Origin of the sequence: Streptomyces sp. E11-3 (assembly GCF_046540415.1) — a bacterium.
GTDB lineage: Bacteria > Actinomycetota > Actinomycetes > Streptomycetales > Streptomycetaceae > Streptomyces.
Genome location: NZ_JAZGRL010000001.1, coordinates 862,409 through 878,706, shown reverse-complemented (window position 1 = coordinate 878,706; position 16,298 = coordinate 862,409). Strand labels below are relative to the sequence as shown.

Annotated in this window: 14 protein-coding genes; 11 read left to right on the top strand and 3 right to left on the bottom strand. The window is 72.4% G+C overall.

Annotated elements, in window-relative coordinates:
* Nucleotides 1-120 precede the first annotated feature (120 nt).
* Nucleotides 121-321 carry a hypothetical protein gene (locus U9R90_RS03850; protein WP_411054940.1) on the top strand — a complete coding sequence of 67 codons (201 nt, stop codon included), beginning with the start codon at nucleotides 121-123 and terminating at the stop codon, nucleotides 319-321.
* A 115-nt stretch (nucleotides 322-436) separates the two neighbouring features.
* Here U9R90_RS03850 and U9R90_RS03845 read toward each other — a convergent pair whose 3' ends face one another.
* Entirely contained in the window at nucleotides 437-1,021 is a 585-nt protein-coding gene (locus U9R90_RS03845; RefSeq protein ID WP_411054939.1) for a universal stress protein, read from the bottom strand.
* Between the two features lie 622 nt (nucleotides 1,022-1,643).
* Between U9R90_RS03845 and U9R90_RS03840 the strand changes: the two genes are divergently transcribed.
* The 5 genes from U9R90_RS03840 (at nucleotide 1,644) to U9R90_RS03820 (ending at nucleotide 6,652) form a co-directional block, all read left to right on the top strand.
* Nucleotides 1,644-4,463 carry a cation-translocating P-type ATPase gene (locus U9R90_RS03840; protein WP_411054938.1) on the top strand — a complete coding sequence of 940 codons (2,820 nt, stop codon included), beginning with the start codon at nucleotides 1,644-1,646 and terminating at the stop codon, nucleotides 4,461-4,463.
* Between the two features lie 82 nt (nucleotides 4,464-4,545).
* Nucleotides 4,546-4,971, top strand: a complete 426-nt coding sequence (gene panD, locus U9R90_RS03835; protein ID WP_411054937.1) for an aspartate 1-decarboxylase — start codon at nucleotides 4,546-4,548, stop codon at nucleotides 4,969-4,971.
* A gap of 74 nt (nucleotides 4,972-5,045) precedes the next feature.
* Entirely contained in the window at nucleotides 5,046-5,402 is a 357-nt protein-coding gene (locus tag U9R90_RS03830; RefSeq protein ID WP_411054936.1) for a GNAT family N-acetyltransferase, read from the top strand.
* A 124-nt stretch (nucleotides 5,403-5,526) separates the two neighbouring features.
* Nucleotides 5,527-6,183 (top strand): aspartate/glutamate racemase family protein, encoded by a 657-nt coding sequence (locus tag U9R90_RS03825; RefSeq protein ID WP_411054935.1) that lies wholly within the window; start codon nucleotides 5,527-5,529, stop codon nucleotides 6,181-6,183.
* Between the two features lie 28 nt (nucleotides 6,184-6,211).
* Nucleotides 6,212-6,652, top strand: a complete 441-nt coding sequence (locus U9R90_RS03820) for a nitroreductase family deazaflavin-dependent oxidoreductase (protein WP_411054934.1) — start codon at nucleotides 6,212-6,214, stop codon at nucleotides 6,650-6,652.
* A gap of 524 nt (nucleotides 6,653-7,176) precedes the next feature.
* Here U9R90_RS03820 and gndA read toward each other — a convergent pair.
* On the bottom strand, nucleotides 7,177-8,616 hold the full coding sequence (gene gndA, locus U9R90_RS03815; RefSeq protein WP_411054933.1) for an NADP-dependent phosphogluconate dehydrogenase: 1,440 nt from the start codon (nucleotides 8,614-8,616) through the stop codon (nucleotides 7,177-7,179).
* Between the two features lie 98 nt (nucleotides 8,617-8,714).
* Here gndA and U9R90_RS03810 point away from each other — a divergent pair, with 98 nt between their 5' ends.
* Nucleotides 8,715-9,689, top strand: coding sequence for an acetylxylan esterase (locus tag U9R90_RS03810; RefSeq protein WP_411054932.1), 975 nt, complete (start codon nucleotides 8,715-8,717; stop codon nucleotides 9,687-9,689).
* 112 nt (nucleotides 9,690-9,801) lie between these two features.
* Nucleotides 9,802-11,025, top strand: a complete 1,224-nt coding sequence (locus tag U9R90_RS03805) for a transglycosylase family protein (protein ID WP_411054931.1) — start codon at nucleotides 9,802-9,804, stop codon at nucleotides 11,023-11,025.
* 66 nt (nucleotides 11,026-11,091) lie between these two features.
* Here U9R90_RS03805 and U9R90_RS03800 read toward each other — a convergent pair whose 3' ends face one another.
* Nucleotides 11,092-12,237: a DMT family transporter gene (locus U9R90_RS03800; RefSeq protein WP_411054930.1), complete on the bottom strand. Its 1,146-nt coding sequence runs from the start codon at nucleotides 12,235-12,237 to the stop codon at nucleotides 11,092-11,094.
* Nucleotides 12,238-12,466: 229 nt separating this feature from the next.
* Between U9R90_RS03800 and U9R90_RS03795 the strand changes: the two genes are divergently transcribed.
* The 3 genes from U9R90_RS03795 to U9R90_RS03785 all read left to right on the top strand — a co-directional run bounded on the left by U9R90_RS03795 (nucleotide 12,467) and on the right by U9R90_RS03785 (nucleotide 16,294).
* Complete coding sequence (locus U9R90_RS03795) at nucleotides 12,467-13,186, top strand: (2Fe-2S)-binding protein (protein ID WP_411054929.1); 720 nt, start codon at nucleotides 12,467-12,469, stop codon at nucleotides 13,184-13,186.
* A gap of 113 nt (nucleotides 13,187-13,299) precedes the next feature.
* Nucleotides 13,300-14,712 carry a wax ester/triacylglycerol synthase family O-acyltransferase gene (locus U9R90_RS03790; RefSeq protein WP_411054928.1) on the top strand — a complete coding sequence of 471 codons (1,413 nt, stop codon included), beginning with the start codon at nucleotides 13,300-13,302 and terminating at the stop codon, nucleotides 14,710-14,712.
* Between the two features lie 118 nt (nucleotides 14,713-14,830).
* Nucleotides 14,831-16,294 (top strand): SDR family NAD(P)-dependent oxidoreductase, encoded by a 1,464-nt coding sequence (locus tag U9R90_RS03785; RefSeq protein ID WP_411054927.1) that lies wholly within the window; start codon nucleotides 14,831-14,833, stop codon nucleotides 16,292-16,294.
* Nucleotides 16,295-16,298: the final 4 nt, after the last annotated feature.

Sequence of the window (16,298 nt, the reverse complement as noted above, 5' to 3'; positions counted from 1 at the left end):
TGGGCCGCGGCCCTCGCCGTGCCGCGCCGGGGGAGACCTACGGCCTCTGTACCGGATGTCGCGCCGGGAACTGGACCGGCGGGTCACCGAAGTGCCGCCCTGACCCAGTCGGTGCTGACCGTGGGCATCGGCTCTCTCGTCTTCGGTGCTCAGTGGGGCGACTCACTCGCCGCCGGTGCGCTCATCGCCGTCTGGGCGCTGGTGGGCACGGGCGCGGGGATCCTGTCCGGCGCGCTCCTCCGTACGCCGGAACAAGTCCACGCCATCGGGCCCGCCGTCGGCATCGGGCTCGGCATGCTCGGGGTTGCATGTGGCCGCTGACCTTCGTGCCCGGCTGGCCGCGTGCCGCGGAGCACGCGGTGCCGCACGCCTGGGCCGTCGACCCCTGGACCGTCCTGCTCTCGCCCGCGCGGCGGAGCTGACCGGGCCGAGCGTCTCAGCCGTGCGGAATGACGGCGACGGGGCAACCGAGGCGATACAGGGCACTGTGGGCGGAGGGCCCCAGGTCGCAGGTGCGGTGGGAGGGGTGCCGACGACGCCCTGCCACGGTGAGTCGGGCGTGGGCGGCGGCGTTCAGCAGCACATGACCGGCGGACCCGACGGCGAGATGCTCGACCGCTGGAACGGTGGGGAACTTCTCGCGCCACGGCGCCAGCGCCTCGACGAGCCTCGCGCGTTCTTCGGCCTTGTAGCGCTCATCGGCATGCTGACCGGTCATCAGATGCGGGTGGGTCACCAGGCGGAGAAAGGGGCAGGCCCCTACGGCTCGTACGCGCGATCCGTGCAACTCGGCGGCGGTGAGGGTGAACTCCAGCAGCGAGTCGGCGCCGGGCCCGGACTCCCGTACACCGACGACGACCTCGTTCCGGCCGGATGCGCAGGGGTGTCCCCAGCCGCACTCGACGCTGGGATCGCCGTCCCGCACGGCGACGGCCGGGCATCGCGCGACGCCTAGGGGGCTGGTGGAACCGAGGACGAAGCCCGCCAGGGTTCCGTGTCCGCGGGAGCCGAGCACGAGCACGTCGGCGCTCCGGCCACGGTCCAGGAGGGCCTGCGAGGCCGGGGGTCCAGGAGTGGAGCAGGAGGAGAGGCAGGTTACGCCCCCACTGCTTCGCGCGCGGCCCACCAGGCCGCGGTCAGGCTTGCGGGCGAACCGTCGAGTCCGACGACGACAGGACCAGTCATGGCGTACCTCCGAGGTCGGGACGACAGGAAGGACGGCAGGCCACGCACGTGCCCCTGCCGTCACCTCCAGCGGTATCGCCGGACGACCGCCGAGGGGGAGGGCCGGGTGGGGCACCCCTCGCCCCTTGCGGCCCCGTGCGGGCTGCGGTGGGCTGGGAGAGGCTGAGACCCGAAGTCGGTGAGGCGAAGGCTGGCCGGAATGCTGCCCAGCGGATGACGCCGCGCCGCGTAACTGACCGGACGAGGCTGCCGTCGCCTCGTCCCGCGCACGACCTGGCTGCGCCCCGGTCCGGGACCGCGCCTGGCGAGGGGAGTAGGGGAGTGGTGATGAGCGGTCCGATGGTGGTGGAAGCGGATGGCCCGCCGTCGAACCGGGCAGCGGGGAAGCCCGCCGCACGGGAGGCCGACGGCTCTCCCGGAGCCGCAGGGTCCGCCGTCTGCTTCGGCGAGGAGTGACCGTGGCCAGGCAGCGAAAGACCGTGGTCGCGGAGACGGACCCTGCCCGGGCGCGTTCCCTGGACGTCCCGGACGGGTACCGGCTGGCTGCCACGCTGGTGGCGGACCGGCTCGGTGTCGACCCGCGCGCCGGACTGAGCACGCGGGAGGCCACCGAGCGCGCGGCGGCCCACGGACCGAACCGGCTGGCCGAACCCGCCCGGCGTCCGGAATGGCGGAAGTTCCTGGACCAGTTCCGCAACTGGCTCATCGGCATCCTGCTGATCGCCGCCGTCGTGGCCGGAGCGATCGGTGACATCAAGGACGCCGCGGTGATCACTGTCGTCGTGCAGATCAACGCGGTCCTCGGGTATCTGCAGGAGCGGCGCGCGGAACGCAGTCTGGAGGCGCTGCGCCGGATGCTGGTGCCCACCGCCCGGGTCCGCCGCGACGGCGAGCAACTGGTGGTGAAGGCACACACGCTCGTGCCCGGGGACGTGGTCCTCCTGGAGGCCGGCGACCGCGTACCGGCCGACGGACGCCTGACCGTCGCCGAGTCGGTCGAGGTGGCCGAGGCGGCCCTGACCGGCGAGTCCCAGCCGGTCGCCAAGAACGTGGCGGCCGTGGACGGAGACGGAGCGGCCGCGGTGCCACTCGCCGAGCGCACCAGCGCGCTGTTCATGAACACCGCGCTGACCCGGGGCCGAGCCGAGATGATCGTCACGGCCACCGGTATGCGCACCGAACTCGGAACGATCGCCGAGGCACTGCGTACAGGTGAGGAGCCGCCCAGCCCGCTCCAGGTCCAACTGGACAGCCTGGGCCGACGGCTCGCGCTGCTGAGCGGAGTGGCGATCGCCGTCTACGCCCTGTCCGCACTCGTCCAAGGCGAGTCCCTGGCGGACCTCGCGCTGCGGGCGGTGGCCCTGGCCGTCGCGGCGATCCCCGAAGGGCTGCCCGCCGTACTGGCCCTGACGCTGGCCCTCGGGGTCTACCGCATGGCCCGCCGCGGCGCCATCGTCAAACGGCTCGCCTCGGCGGAGTCGCTCGGCTCGGCGACGGTCATCTGCAGCGACAAGACCGGCACGCTGACACTCAACGAGATGACCGTACGAGCCCTGTGGAGCGCCGGGACGCTCTACGACGTCACGGGCGAGGGCTACGGAACGACAGGCGCCATCCGACCCTCAGACACCAACCGCCCCTCAGGCACCGGCGGCTCCCCTCACCCGGACGACCTGGCAGAGGCGGTGCTGCCGTTCGCCGTGTGCAACGACGCACACCTGACCGACGGGAGCTTCATCGGCGATCCGACGGAGGCCGCGCTGGTGGTGCTCGCGGCGAAGGCCGGCGTGGATGCCGACCGACTGCGTGCGCAGCGGCCCCGCTCCGGCGAGCTGCCCTTTGACGCGTCCACCAAGTACATGGCCACCTTCCACGCCCAACCCGACGGCCGCACCCGTATCCACGTCAAGGGAGCGGTGGACGTCCTGCTGGGGCTGTGCACCGCCGTCCGCACCGAGGACGGCGTACACGACCTCGACGACCGGCACAGGAGCGAGGTGCTCGCCGTGTCCTCGCGTCTCGGCGGCGCCGGGCTGCGGGTTCTGGGCGCGGCCACCGCTGTGACGGACGGGCCGCCTCCCACGTCCGTCCCTCCCACGTCCGCGTCCGTCCCGCCCACGTCCGTCCCGGCCGCGCTGCCCGGACTGACGCTGGTGTCGATCGCCGGGATCGCCGACCCGCCCCGACCGCAGGCCCGGGACGCCATGGCCCTGTGCCGTACGGCGGGCGTCGCCGTCAAGATGATCACCGGCGACCACGCCGACACCGCGTCGGCCATCGCGCGTGAGCTGGACATGGGCGGCGACGTCGTGACCGGAGCCGACCTGGACCGCATGACCGGCGACCAACTCGCCGCCCGCATCGACGACATCGGAGTGTTCGCCCGAGTCGCTCCCGAGCACAAGGTCCGGATCGTACAGGCGCTGTCGAGCCGGGGGCATATCGTCGCCATGACCGGCGACGGCGTCAACGACGCCGCCGCGCTCAAGGCCGCCCACATCGGCGTGGCCATGGGGATCACCGGCACCGACGTGGCGAAGGAAGCCGCCGACATGGTGCTGACCGACGACGACTTCTCCACGATCGTGCACGCGGTCCGCGAAGGACGCGCCATCTACGCCAACATCGTGAAGTTCGTCCGCTTCCAGCTGGCCACCAACGTCGGCGCGATCCTCACCCTCCTCGGCGCCTCGCTGGCCGGACTGCCCGCCCCGCTCACGGCCGCCCAGCTGCTCTGGATCAACATCATCATGGACGGACCACCCGCCATGGCACTCGCCGTCGACCCCGCCCGCGAGGACGTGATGCGCCGGCCGCCGCGCGACCCGGCCGAACGCATCCTGGACGGCCGACGGCTCGTGACGATCGTCCGGGCCGGCGTGGTCATGGCGCTGAGCACCGTGGTCCTGCTGGCTCTCGCCCGCCCACGTGTCGGTACGGACACCGCGCTCACCATGGCGTTCACCACGTTCGTCCTGTTCCAGCTGTTCAACGCGCTCAACGCCCGTGCGGACAACGGCCCCGTCCTGGGCCGACACCAGTTCCGCAACCGGACCCTGTGGCTGTGCCTGGCCGGTGTCCTCGCGGTGCAGGCCACCGCCGTGCACCTGCCCTGGGCCCGCGCCGTCATCGGCACCGTCCCGCTGAACGCGACCCAGTGGGCCCTGTGCCTGGCCATCGCGTCCACGGTGCTCATCGTCGAGCTGGCCCTGCGCGCCGTGGGGTCACTCCGCCGTGGGGTGCGGAAGCCAGCCGGAACGCAGGCCGTTGTAGAGTGAAAAGCGCCCTTGACCTGCAATACGCAGGCAACGCCCTTGACCTGCGACGAGCAGGCAGGGAGCCGGATTCCAGGAGCGCTCCATGCTGCGTACCATGTTCAAGTCCAAGATCCACCGCGCCACGGTCACCCAGGCCGACCTGCACTATGTGGGATCGGTCACCGTCGACGCGGATCTGATGGACGCCGCCGATCTGCTGCCCGGTGAGCTCGTCCACATCGTCGACATCACCAACGGCGCCCGCCTTGAGACGTACGTCATCGAGGGCGAGCGCGGCTCCGGTGTGATCGGCATCAACGGCGCGGCGGCGCATCTCGTGCACCCGGGCGACCTGGTCATCCTGATCAGCTACGCCCAGGTCGACGACGCGGAGGCCCGTGCGCTGCGGCCCAGCGTCGTGCACGTGGACGCCGACAACCGCATCGTGGCCCTGGGCGACGACGCCGCAGCGCCGGTGCCGGGCGGCGACACCCAGCGGAGCCCGCACGCGCGCGTAGCGGCTCACTGACTTCCACGCGGGCGTAGCGGCCCTCTGACCCCTCCACGCGCGCGTGGCGGCGCCGGTTGCCGCAGACTGTGGCCATGACCAATGATCTTGAGATCCGTATCCGTGATGACCGGGCCCGGGGGCTGCTCGAAGCCCACTCCGACGGCGGCGAAGTGCTGGGATGTATCGCCTACTTCGTCCTGGACGACCCCGCGCCCGCGCTGGTAGCGGTACACACCGCCGTGGAGCCCGCCCACGAGGGCAAGGGCCTGGCAGGCGCTCTCGCCACGGAGCTCTATGCCGTCGCGGCGCGGGAGCAGGTCGCCGTGGCCCCGCTCTGCCCGTACGTCGCGCGCTGGGCCGAACGCCACCCTGACCTGGCGCCGGCCGCTCCGGCACCGCTGATGGACGCGGCGAAGGAGGCGCTGGCCGCGAACTCCGCGCTGTGGTGAGCCGGGCTCGGGGCGGGCCCTGCGGCGCCCCTCACCCCGCCTCGCGCCCCGCACATCCCCGAGGGCCTGTCCGCGGCACACCCTCGGAGGGTCTGTCCATCGGACAGGCCTTAGCCTCGGGTTCATGCTCGCCCTGCTGCACACCTCACCCGTCCACATCCCGGTCTTCGACGCCCTGCGGGACCAGGACCATCCCGACCTGGAGCTTGGCCACTTCGTGCGCCAGGAGCTGCTCGACCGGGCCAGGGCCGACAGTCCGGAGGCCGTCGAAGACGACGTGCGCGCGCTGCTCGTCGACGCCGTCGCCCAAGGGGCGGCAGCCGTGCTCTGCACCTGTTCGACGATCGGTGGCGTCGCCGAGGCGCAGGCCGGCGCCGTCGGTGTGCCGGTGCTGCGGGTCGACCGGCCGATGGCGGCGGCCGCGGTCGCCATCGGGCCGCGTATCGCGGTCCTCGCCACGTCGGAGAGCACGCTGGGCCCGACGGTCGCGCTCGTCGAGGAGGAGGCCCGCCGCGCCGGGCGGCCCGCCGACGTCCGGGCACGGGTCGTCGAGGGCGCCTGGGAGCGGTTCCAGTCCGGTGACCGGGAGGGCTACGCCGCGTCGGTCGCCGACGCGGTCGACGCCGTGCGCGATGCTGATGTGGTGGTACTCGCCCAGGCGTCCATGGCCCCCGCCGCCGACCGGGCCGAGACCCGGCTGCCGGTCCTGTCCAGCCCGCGGCCGGGCCTCCGCGCGGCGGCGCTCCAGTGGGGCGACAGCGCCAGGGGCGAGCGGAGTTGACGCTCAGACGACACACGAAGGAGCTCACATGGCACAGGACGCCGAGGTCGAGGCCAGCCCTGAGGAATGGGTGGAACAGCAGGCGCGCTTGTACGAAGAGTCCGGCGGCACCGAGGGCACCACGATGAAGGGCGCGCCCTGCCTGCTCCTCGACTACCGGGGACGGCGCACCGGGAAGTGGCGCCGCACCGTACTGATCTACGGGCAGGACGGCGAGGACTACCTGATCGTGGCGTCCAACGGCGGCTCCGACCACCACCCCCAGTGGTACCTCAACCTGCGGGCCGAGCCCGAGGTCCGCCTCCGGGTCGGCCCGGAGCGGTTCACCGCGCACGCCGAGACCCTGCCGGCCGACGAGAAGGCCCGCGTCTGGCCCCACCTGGTCGCGCTCTTCGCCGGGTACGAGGACTACCAGCGAGGGACGTCACGCGACATTCCCGTCGTACGCCTGACCCGGACACCGTCCTGACCGGCGCGCTGTAGCCCCTCCGCGGGGCGAAAACCGGCCAGTCCCGCCCTCGTACGCCCCGAACGCGTGGACTCGCCGGGCGCGGGAACGCGTGACGGGAGAGAGTGGACGGCGAGGCCGTCCACGGATCGGCCGCCGATCCACTGCCCTCCGTTCCGCTGGAGGAGTTCCCATGACACACCCGTACCCCGAGCCGGTTCCGCCAGGACCGACGCCAGGGCCGATGCCAGGGCCAGGGCCGGGCCCGGACCATCCCGACCCCGGGCCGTTCCCCTCGCCCGTGCCCTCTCCCGAGCCGAGGCCCGCGCCGGAACCTTCACCGTCCCCGATCCCGAAGCCCCCGGGACCCGACCCGGAGCCTGAACCCGAGCCGGGACCCATGGGGTAGTGCGCGGACGCGGGGGCCCGGGCGGCCCNCCCGCGCCGGAACCTTCACCGTCCCCGATCCCGAAGCCCCCGGGACCCGACCCGGAGCCTGAACCCGAGCCGGGACCCATGGGGTAGTGCGCGGACGCGGCGACCGGTCAGGCAGTGACCTCGGACCGGTCGCCGCCCCACAGGGTGTGGAACGAGCCGTCCCGGTCGGTACGCCGATAGGTGTGCGCACCGAAGAAGTCCCGCTGCCCCTGGGTCAGCGCGGCCGGCAGCCGCGCGGCGCGCAGCGCGTCGTAGTACGCCAGCGCCGCCGAGAAGCCCGGCGTGGGCACCCCCTGCCGGGTGGCCGCGACCAGCACCGCCCGCCAGTCGTCCTGCGCCGCGCCGATCTCCTCGGCGAAGCTCTTGTCCGAGAGCAGGCTCGGCAGGTCCGCCCGCGCGTCGTAGGCCGCGCGGATACGGTCCAGGAACGCGGCCCGGATGATGCAGCCGCCCCGCCAGATCGCAGCCACCGCACCCAGGTCGATGTCCCAGTCGTACGCGTCGCTACCGGCCTGGACCTCGTGGAACCCCTGCGTGTACGACACGATCTTGGACGCGTACAGCGCCTGCTCGACCTTGTCGGCGAAGGCGGCGGCCTCGGCCTCACCCAGCGGCGCGGGCGAGGGCCCCGCCAGGCCCACCGACGCCTCGCGCAGCGCCGTGTGCCCCGACAGCGAGCGGGCGAACACGGCCTCCGCGATACCGGAGACCGGAACCCCCAGGTCGAGGGCGATCTGCACGGTCCAGCGGCCGGTGCCCTTCTGCTCGGCCTGGTCCTGCACCACGTCCACGAACGGCCGGCCCGTCGCCGCGTCCACGTGGGACAGCACCTCGGCGGTGATCTCGATCAGGTAGGAGTCGAGGCGTCCGGTGTTCCAGGTGCGGAAGATGTCGGCGATCCGCGCGGGCGAGTAGCCCGCCACCGCACGCAGCAGGTGGTACGCCTCGGCGATCAGCTGCATGTCGGCGTACTCGATGCCGTTGTGCACCATCTTCACGAAGTGCCCCGCGCCGTCCGGACCGCAGTGCGTCACACACGGCGTGCCGTCGGGGGCCTTCGCGGAGATCTTCTCCAGCATCGGCCCGAGCGTGGCGTACGACTCGGCCGAGCCGCCGGGCATGACGCTCGGCCCGTGCAGCGCGCCCTCCTCGCCACCGGAGACCCCGGCGCCCACGAAGTGCAGGCCCTGCTCGCGTAGTTCGCGCTCGCGGCGCCTGGTGTCCGCGAAGTGTGCGTTGCCCCCGTCGATGATCATGTCCCCGGGCTCCAGGAGCGGGGCGAACTCGCGGATCACCGCGTCCGTCGGCTCGCCCGCCTTCACCATGATCACCAGTCGGCGCGGGCGTTCCAGCGCGGCGACGAACTCCGCGGCCGTCTCGGCGGCGACGAAGGTCCCCTCCTGCCCGAACTCCTCGACAAGTGCGTGTGTCCTGGCCGCGGTGCGGTTGTGCACCGCGACGGTGTAGCCGTTGCGTGCGAAGTTGCGGGCGAGGTTGCGCCCCATGACCGCAAGCCCGGTGACACCGATCTGGGCTGAAGTGCTCATGCGTGTGGCTCCTGGAATCGGGAATCTGTCGCAGTGACGCAAGTATGTCGTCACCGTGCCGGTGTTTCCCGGCGATCCAGCAGGGGGAAAGGGCTTTCATGGCCCTTTTCGATCTTCCTTTGGAGCAACTGCGCGACTACCGGCCCGAACTGCCGGAGCCCGCCGACTTCGATCAGTTCTGGGAGAAGACCCTCATCGAGGCGTCCCAGTTCGACCTGGACGCGCGTTTCGAGCCCGTCGACATCCCGCTCGCGGCCGTCGAGGTGTACGACGTCACCTACGCCGGATACGGCGGACACCCCGTCAAGGGCTGGCTCGTCCTGCCCGCCGGTGCCCGCGAGCCGCTGCCCGCGGTGGTCGAGTACATAGGCTACGGCGGCGGGCGCGGACTGCCCCATATGCATCTGCTGTGGGCGGCGGCCGGGTTCGCGCACTTCATCATGGACACCCGAGGGCAGGGCAGCGCGGGCTGGGCCAGCGGCGAGACCCCGGACCCGGTCGGCAGCGGCCCCGCCCACCCGGGCTTTATGACCCGCGGCATCGAGGACCCGCACGACTACTACTACCGCCGCCTCTACACCGACGCGGTACGGGCCGTCGCGGCGGCCCGGGCCCACCCCCTGGTGGACGCCGCGCGGGTCGCCGTCACCGGGGTCAGCCAGGGCGGCGGGCTCGCCATCGCGGTCGGCGGGCTCGTCCCCGACCTGGCCGCGGTCGCCCCCGACGTACCGTTCCTCTGCCACTTCCCGCGCGCCACCACCCTCACCGACCGCCAGCCGTACCGCGAGATCGGCGCGTATCTGAAGGCCCGCAGGACCGGCGAGGAACAGGTGTACCGCACGCTCTCCTACTTCGACGGGGTGCACTTCGCCGCCCGCGGCCGGGCCCCCGCGCTGTTCTCCGCGGCGCTGGAGGACCAGACCTGCCCGCCGTCCACCGTCTTTGCGGCCTTCAACTCCTATGCGAGCGAGGAGAAGTCCATAGAGGTGTACTCCTTCAACGACCACGAGGGCGGCGGACCTTACCAGCAGCAGGCGCAACTCCGCTGGCTGCCAAGGCATTTGAGGGGCTAGTGCGTCAAGTGATCTTTTGCGGGCGGTAGTTGGCGGTGGTGCGCCCCCTTGTCATCGCATGTTCGCAGCGGTTACTTTTGCCGCTTCCGACAGGTGTCTGTAGGGGGCTCCCATGGCCGTACGCGGTCGTCACCGCCGCTACCAGCCGAGCAGGATCAACCGCGCATCGCTCACCGTCACGGCGGGCGGGGCCGGAATGGCGCTTCCGCTGATCGGCAGCGGTACCGCCCAGGCGGCCGACGTGGACACCTGGAACAAGGTCGCCGCCTGCGAGTCGACCAACAACTGGTCGATCAACTCGGGCAACGGCTACTACGGCGGACTCCAGTTCAAGCAGTCCACCTGGGAGGAGTACGGCGGCCGGGCCTACGCCCCGCGCGCCGACCTGGCCACCAGGGACCAGCAGATATCCATCGCCGAGAAGGTGCTCAAGGGGCAGGGCCCCGGCGCCTGGCCGGTCTGCTCGGTACGCGCCGGACTCACCCAGGGCGGCGACTCACCCGACATCAACACCGGCGGGGCAGCCCGGCAGGCGAAGGCCAAGGCGCCGCGGACACCCGGGGCCAAGCCCGAGGTGACCCCGCAGTCCCGCGCGGGCAAGGCCGAGATGTACACCGTCGTCCGGGGCGACAACCTCTCCGGCATCGCCGACGCCGAGCGTGTCAGGGGCGGCTGGCAGCAGCTCTACGCCGCCAACCGCGAGGTCGTCGGCAGCGACCCGGACCTGATCGTTCCGGGACAGCGGCTCGCCCTGCGCGCGGACGGCACCTCGCGGGTGGCGCAGCCTGCTCCTCCGAAGCCGAAGCAGCCGCCGAAGCCCAAGCAGCAGCCGAAGCCGAAGCCGCAGCAGGAGAAGCAAGAGAAGCAGCAGAAGCAAGAGAAGCAGAAGCAGGCCCCGCGCGCCGAGCCCGCGAAGGCCAAGACCGCCGTACAGGGCCTGTCCGCCCCGGTCGCCGCGAGCCCCAGCACCCCGTACCGCGCCGCTGGCGGCTCCTGGGCCAGCGGCTACCACACCGGCGTCGACTTCGCCGTACCCACCGGAACCTCGGTGAAGTCCGTCGCCACGGGCCGCGTGGTCTCGGCGGGCTGGGCGGGCGCGTACGGCTACCAGGTGGTGATCCGGCACAACGACGGCAGGTACAGCCAGTACGCGCATCTGTCGGCGCTCACCGTGAAGGCGGGCCAGAACGTCGGAGCGGGCCAGCGCATCGCCCGCTCCGGCTCCACCGGCAACAGCACCGGGCCCCATCTGCACTTCGAGGTGCGGACAGGGCCCGGCTACGGCTCCGATGTCGACCCGCTGGCCTATCTGCGCGCGGGCGGCGTCAGGATCTGAATCGTGTACAGGCATCAGGATCTGAAGCGGCGCACAGGCATCAGGATCTGAAGCGGAGTACAGGCATCAGGATCTGAATCGCGTACAGGGCGCGCGCAGCACGCACCAGTCCGGTGGATCCTCGACGGGCGGTACGGGTTGCGTGGGCAGCCCCTGCAGTCGTGTCGCCTCCGTGGGCCGTGGCGCAGCTGACGGGCGCCGTTCCACCCGCGGCGCCCGCAGCGCCACCCGGGCGCCGACGGCCGGCCGGTCCAGCAGGTCCGTGCCCCGCCGGGAGGCATCCCGCACCGCCACCGGAGCGCCGGCCAGCGGCATGCTCGGTGCCACGGCGGCGACCGGAGCCGGGAGTTCCGCGCGCACCGGCTGATCCTGGCGCTGCTCGGTGCGCCCGATGCGCTCCGTCGTCAGCAGGATCAGGCCGCCCGCCGCCACCACCGCGCAGCCCAGTGCGAGCATCGTGCCCGCGGTGCCGTACCGGAAGCTCTCCTGGAACAGCGTGAGGCCGACCGCGGCGGCGATCGCCGGGTTCACCACGGTCACCGTGGCCAGCGGCGCCGCGAGCCCCGCGCCGCGGTACGAGGCCTGGGACAGCAGCACGCCCGCGGTCGCCAGGACGCCGATCACCGAGAGGCTGGGCAGCTGTCCGAGGATCCCGCTCGTGCTCCAGTCGACCGCGACCGTCTTGGTGAACACCGAGGCGATCCCGAAGGCGACACCCGCGCCACCGGCCAGCAGCACACTGCGCACCACGGGGTGTCGGTGCACCGTACGGGCGGCCACCACGAGCGCCGCCACCACACCGAAGGTGACGGCTGCCACCAGGACCCGCTGGGTCGCGTTCAGCGAGCTCGATCCGGCGGCGCCGGTGAGCGCGAGGAGGCCCGCGAGACCCACCGTCGCCATGATCGCGCCGCGCCAGGCGGTGGACCCGGCCCTGCGGCCCACGAACAGGGCCGCCATGGGCAGTGCGAAGACGATGGTCAGGGCGCCCAGCGGCTGGACCAGGCTCAGCGGCCCGAGGGCCAGCGCGGCCACGTGCAGCACGGCCCCCACACCGTTGAGCGCGATCGCCACCCACCAGACCGGTCGGCGCAGTGGCGCGTACGGCTGGTCCGGCGAGGACACGGCGACCCGTTCCTGCAGGATCGCCCCGCCCGCGTAGGCCACCGCGGAGACGAGGGAGAGCAGCACGGAGAGGGCGAGTGCGCTCATCGGGCACCCGCCGGGTCCTGTCGCGTACGGTCGGCTGTCATATCTCTACGATGACGCCTGGATCGGTGCGCGTCGTCGTCCTCCAGCAGGCATTGGGTCCTACTGCCGATGGAGTAGGCCGCCGTCTGTGTAGTCCCTGAGTCGCCCCCTATGGCATCCCGAAGGTCGGATCCCGGCCATTTCGGGGGTGCTACGGGGTTGTTCCGGTAGACGAGGAGAGAAGGTGGCAGTGGACTTCGGGGAAGTCGGGTCCGTCGGCGGATTCTTCGCCCTGCGTACGGGGGCGCCGCCTCCCGGCGTCGTACTCCTGGGCCAAGTGTACGCCGGGGACGCGGCGCCGCTGGGGGTGCGCGTGGACAGGGTGGCGGCGGGCCTGCGGGCGCCGGAGACCCGGATCGCGGTGTCCGTGGCCCAGCTGGGGCTCGCCGCCAGGCTCTGGTCCGTGGCGCTGGGCTCGGCCGCGCTGTACGGCCGGGTCCCCGACCTGGACCCGGCGCTGCTGCACTGGGATCCAGCCGGCAGCAGCCCGGACGACCTGTGGCTCGACACCGGGGATCTCGACACCGGGGATACGGTGCGGACGCTGCCCGTCGAGCAGCTCGGGCCGGTCGTCCTGGAGGCCCATCTCGCCCCGCTCGGCGCGGCCCTGCGGCGCGAGTACCGCGTCTCGGAGCGGCTGTTGTGGGGTAACGCCGGGTCCGCCCTGGCCGGGGCCGCGCGCGAGGTGCACCGCTGGGCGCACCGCGAGTCCCGCCCCGACGTCGGTGCGCGGGCGCTCGCGCTCGCCGCCGAGCTGCTGAGCCGCCCCGAACTGCGCGCCACCGGCACCTTGCGCGGTACGGCCTTCAGGCGGCGCAGCTGCTGCCTTTACTACCGGGTTCCCGGTGGTGGGCTGTGCGGCGACTGCTGCTTTGACCAGCGACCGGGACGCCGGGATCGGCGGGACTGACGCGACAAGGCTTAATCTGAGTGTAACGGTACGTGTTCCGTTCCTACTTGACCGTAGTCGTCAATGCTCTGTTGACTGCTGGGGTCCCCCGACGTCGACGCGAGAGTTGCAGGATGACTGGCGATCTGCTCGCACCACTCGACCTGGCCTTCTGGAACATCGAATCCGCCGAGCACCCCATGCACTTGGGGGCACTCGGCGTCTTCGCCGCGGATTCCATGGATCCCACGGATTCCGGGGATCCCACGGATTCCGGAGATTCCAGGGATGCCGCCACCGCCGCCCGGTACGCGGCCGACCTGCTCGCCACCCGCGCCGCCGACGTCCCAGGACTGCGCATGCGGATCCGCGGCGTCTGGCTGCCGGTCGGCGCCGCTGTACGCGAACCGGTGGCCCACTTCGATCCGCTGCACCACGTCCAGCTCGCCCCGCCCGTGGCCGACTTCCACGCCGTGGCCGGGGCGCTGATGGAACGGCCGCTCGACCGGGAGCGGCCGCCGTGGGAGGCCCATGTGCTGCCCGGAGCCGACGGCACCTCCTTCGCGGTGCTGTTCAAGTTCCACCACGCACTCGCCGACGGGCTACGCGCGCTGACCCTGGCGGCCGGGGTGCTCGACCCGCAGCCAGCGACCACCGGCCGGGCGCCCCGCCCCGCCGCGAAGCCGCCCACGCCCGCCGGCCCGCGGCTACCCAACCCGTTCGCCCTGCCCGGCGCGTTGCGCCGCGGGATCGACGAGGTGGGCCGGGGCATCGGCGAGGTCGGCCAGGCCCTGGAGATCGGCACCTCCGTGGCCCGCGCCACCTGGGGCGTACGGACCTCACCCGCCCTCGCGTCCGAGGCCACCGGAACCCGGCGTACCGCGGGAGCCATCCTCGACATCGACGACGTCCACCGCGTCCGCAAGCGCGTCGGAGGCACCGTCAACGACGTCCTGATCGCGGTCGTCGCGGGCGCCCTGCGCCGCTGGCTCGACGAGCGGGGCGAGTCGAGCGAGGGGGTGACGCCGCGCGCCCTGATCCCGGTCGCCCGCCGCCGCACCCGCGCCGACCGGCCGACCGGCAACCGGCTCTCCGGGTATCTGATCCGCCTCCCGGTCGGCGAGGCGGACCCGCTCGCCCGGTTGCGGACCGTACGCGGCGCCATGGACCACAACAAGGACGCCGGGCCCAACCGCGGCGCGGGCGCCGTGGCGCTGCTCGCCGACCATGTGCCGCCGCTCGGGCACCGGCTCGGCGGGCCCGTCGTCGCCCAGGCGGCCCGGCTGCTGTTCGACATCCTGGTGACCAGCGTGCCGCTGCCCAGCCTGGGCCTGCGGCTCGGTGGCTGCCCGCTCACCGCGGTCTACCCCTTCGCCCCGCTCGCCCGCGGCCAGTCGCTCGCCGTGGCGGTCTCCACGTATCGCGGATCCGTGCACTACGGCCTGATCGGCGACGCCGAGGCCGTCCCCGACCTGGACCGGCTCGCCCAGGCCCTGGGCGACGAGCTCGCCGAGCTGATCAAGGTAGCCGAGGAGATCGAGATCTGAGCGGTGACGAGGTCGACACCTGAGCGGTTTGGCGTCAACCCGCTCGCCTACGTAAAGTTCCTTCTTTGGAAACTTCATGGCGCGCGGGTGCGCACGACCGAGTACGAGGAACACAGCGATGACCGTGGCAGACGACAGCCAGGAGTTCGGCCCCGGAATCGACCCGGAGCGCCTGGCTGTGTGCCTCGGCGTACTCGAAGAGCTCGACAAGCTGGAGATCGACCACCCGGACGCGATCGCCGTACGCCGGGCCACCGCGGGCGTCTACCGCACGGTCAAGCAGCGCCGCCGCCAGGAGCGCCGGGCCGCCAAGACCGCCCACGACCGCGCGGTGACCCACGCCACGGCCACCGGCTCCGCCGAGCGCATCGACGACGAGACCCAGGGCCTGCTGCCGTCCTCGTCCGTGGTGGGGGAGATCGCGGGGATACTCCAGCGCCCGCGGTCCTGCTATATCTGCAAGACCCGGTATGTCGAGGTGGACGCCTTCTACCACCAGCTCTGCCAGAAGTGCGCCGCCGAGAACCGGGCCCGCCGCGACGCGCGCACCGACCTCACCGGCAAGCGCGCCCTGCTCACCGGCGGCCGCGCCAAGATCGGCATGTACATCGCGCTCCGCCTGCTCCGCGACGGCGCGCACACCACCATCACCACCCGCTTCCCGAACGACGCGATCCGCCGCTTCAAGGCGATGCCGGACAGCGCCGACTGGATTCACCGCCTCAAGATCGTCGGCATCGACCTCCGCGACCCGGCGCAGGTCGTCGCGCTCGCCGACTCGGTCGCGGCCGAGGGCCCGCTGGACATCCTGATCAACAACGCGGCGCAAACCGTACGCCGCTCCCCGCAGGCCTACAGCGAGCTGGTCAACGCCGAGTCCGCGCCGCTCCCGGCCGGTGAGCTCCCCTCCGCCGAGGTGATCGGCACCTTCGGCTCCGGCGCGGTCGCCGCGCTGCCCGAGGCCCGTACCGGCGACGGCACCGAAGCGCTGACCGCCGACGACGTCACCGGTCTCGCCCTGGTGACCGGCTCCGCCTCACTGGCCCGCATCGAGGCGGGCACGGCGATCGACGCGGGCGGCCTGGTGCCCGATCTGCACGACACCAACAGCTGGGTCCAGACGGTCGACGAGGTCGGCGCGGTCGAGCTCCTCGAAGTCCAACTGTGCAACTCCACCGCGCCGTTCATCCTGATCAGCCGCCTGCGCCCGGCGATGGCGGCCGCCGCGGGACGGGCGTACATCGTGAACGTCTCCGCGATGGAGGGCGTCTTCGGCCGCGGCTACAAGGGCGCCGGACACCCGCACACCAACATGGCCAAGGCCGCGCTGAACATGCTCACCCGTACCAGCGCCCAGGAGATGTTCGAGAAGGACCGCATCCTGATGACCGCGGTCGACACCGGCTGGATCACCGACGAGCGTCCGCACCCCGACAAGATGCGCCTCGCCGACGAGGGCTTCCACGCCCCGCTCGACCTCATCGACGGCGCGGCCCGCGTGTATGACCCGGTGGTGCGCGGCGAGTCGGGCGAGGACGTGTACGGCGTCTTCCTCAAGGACTACGCGCCCGCCAACTGGTGACGCG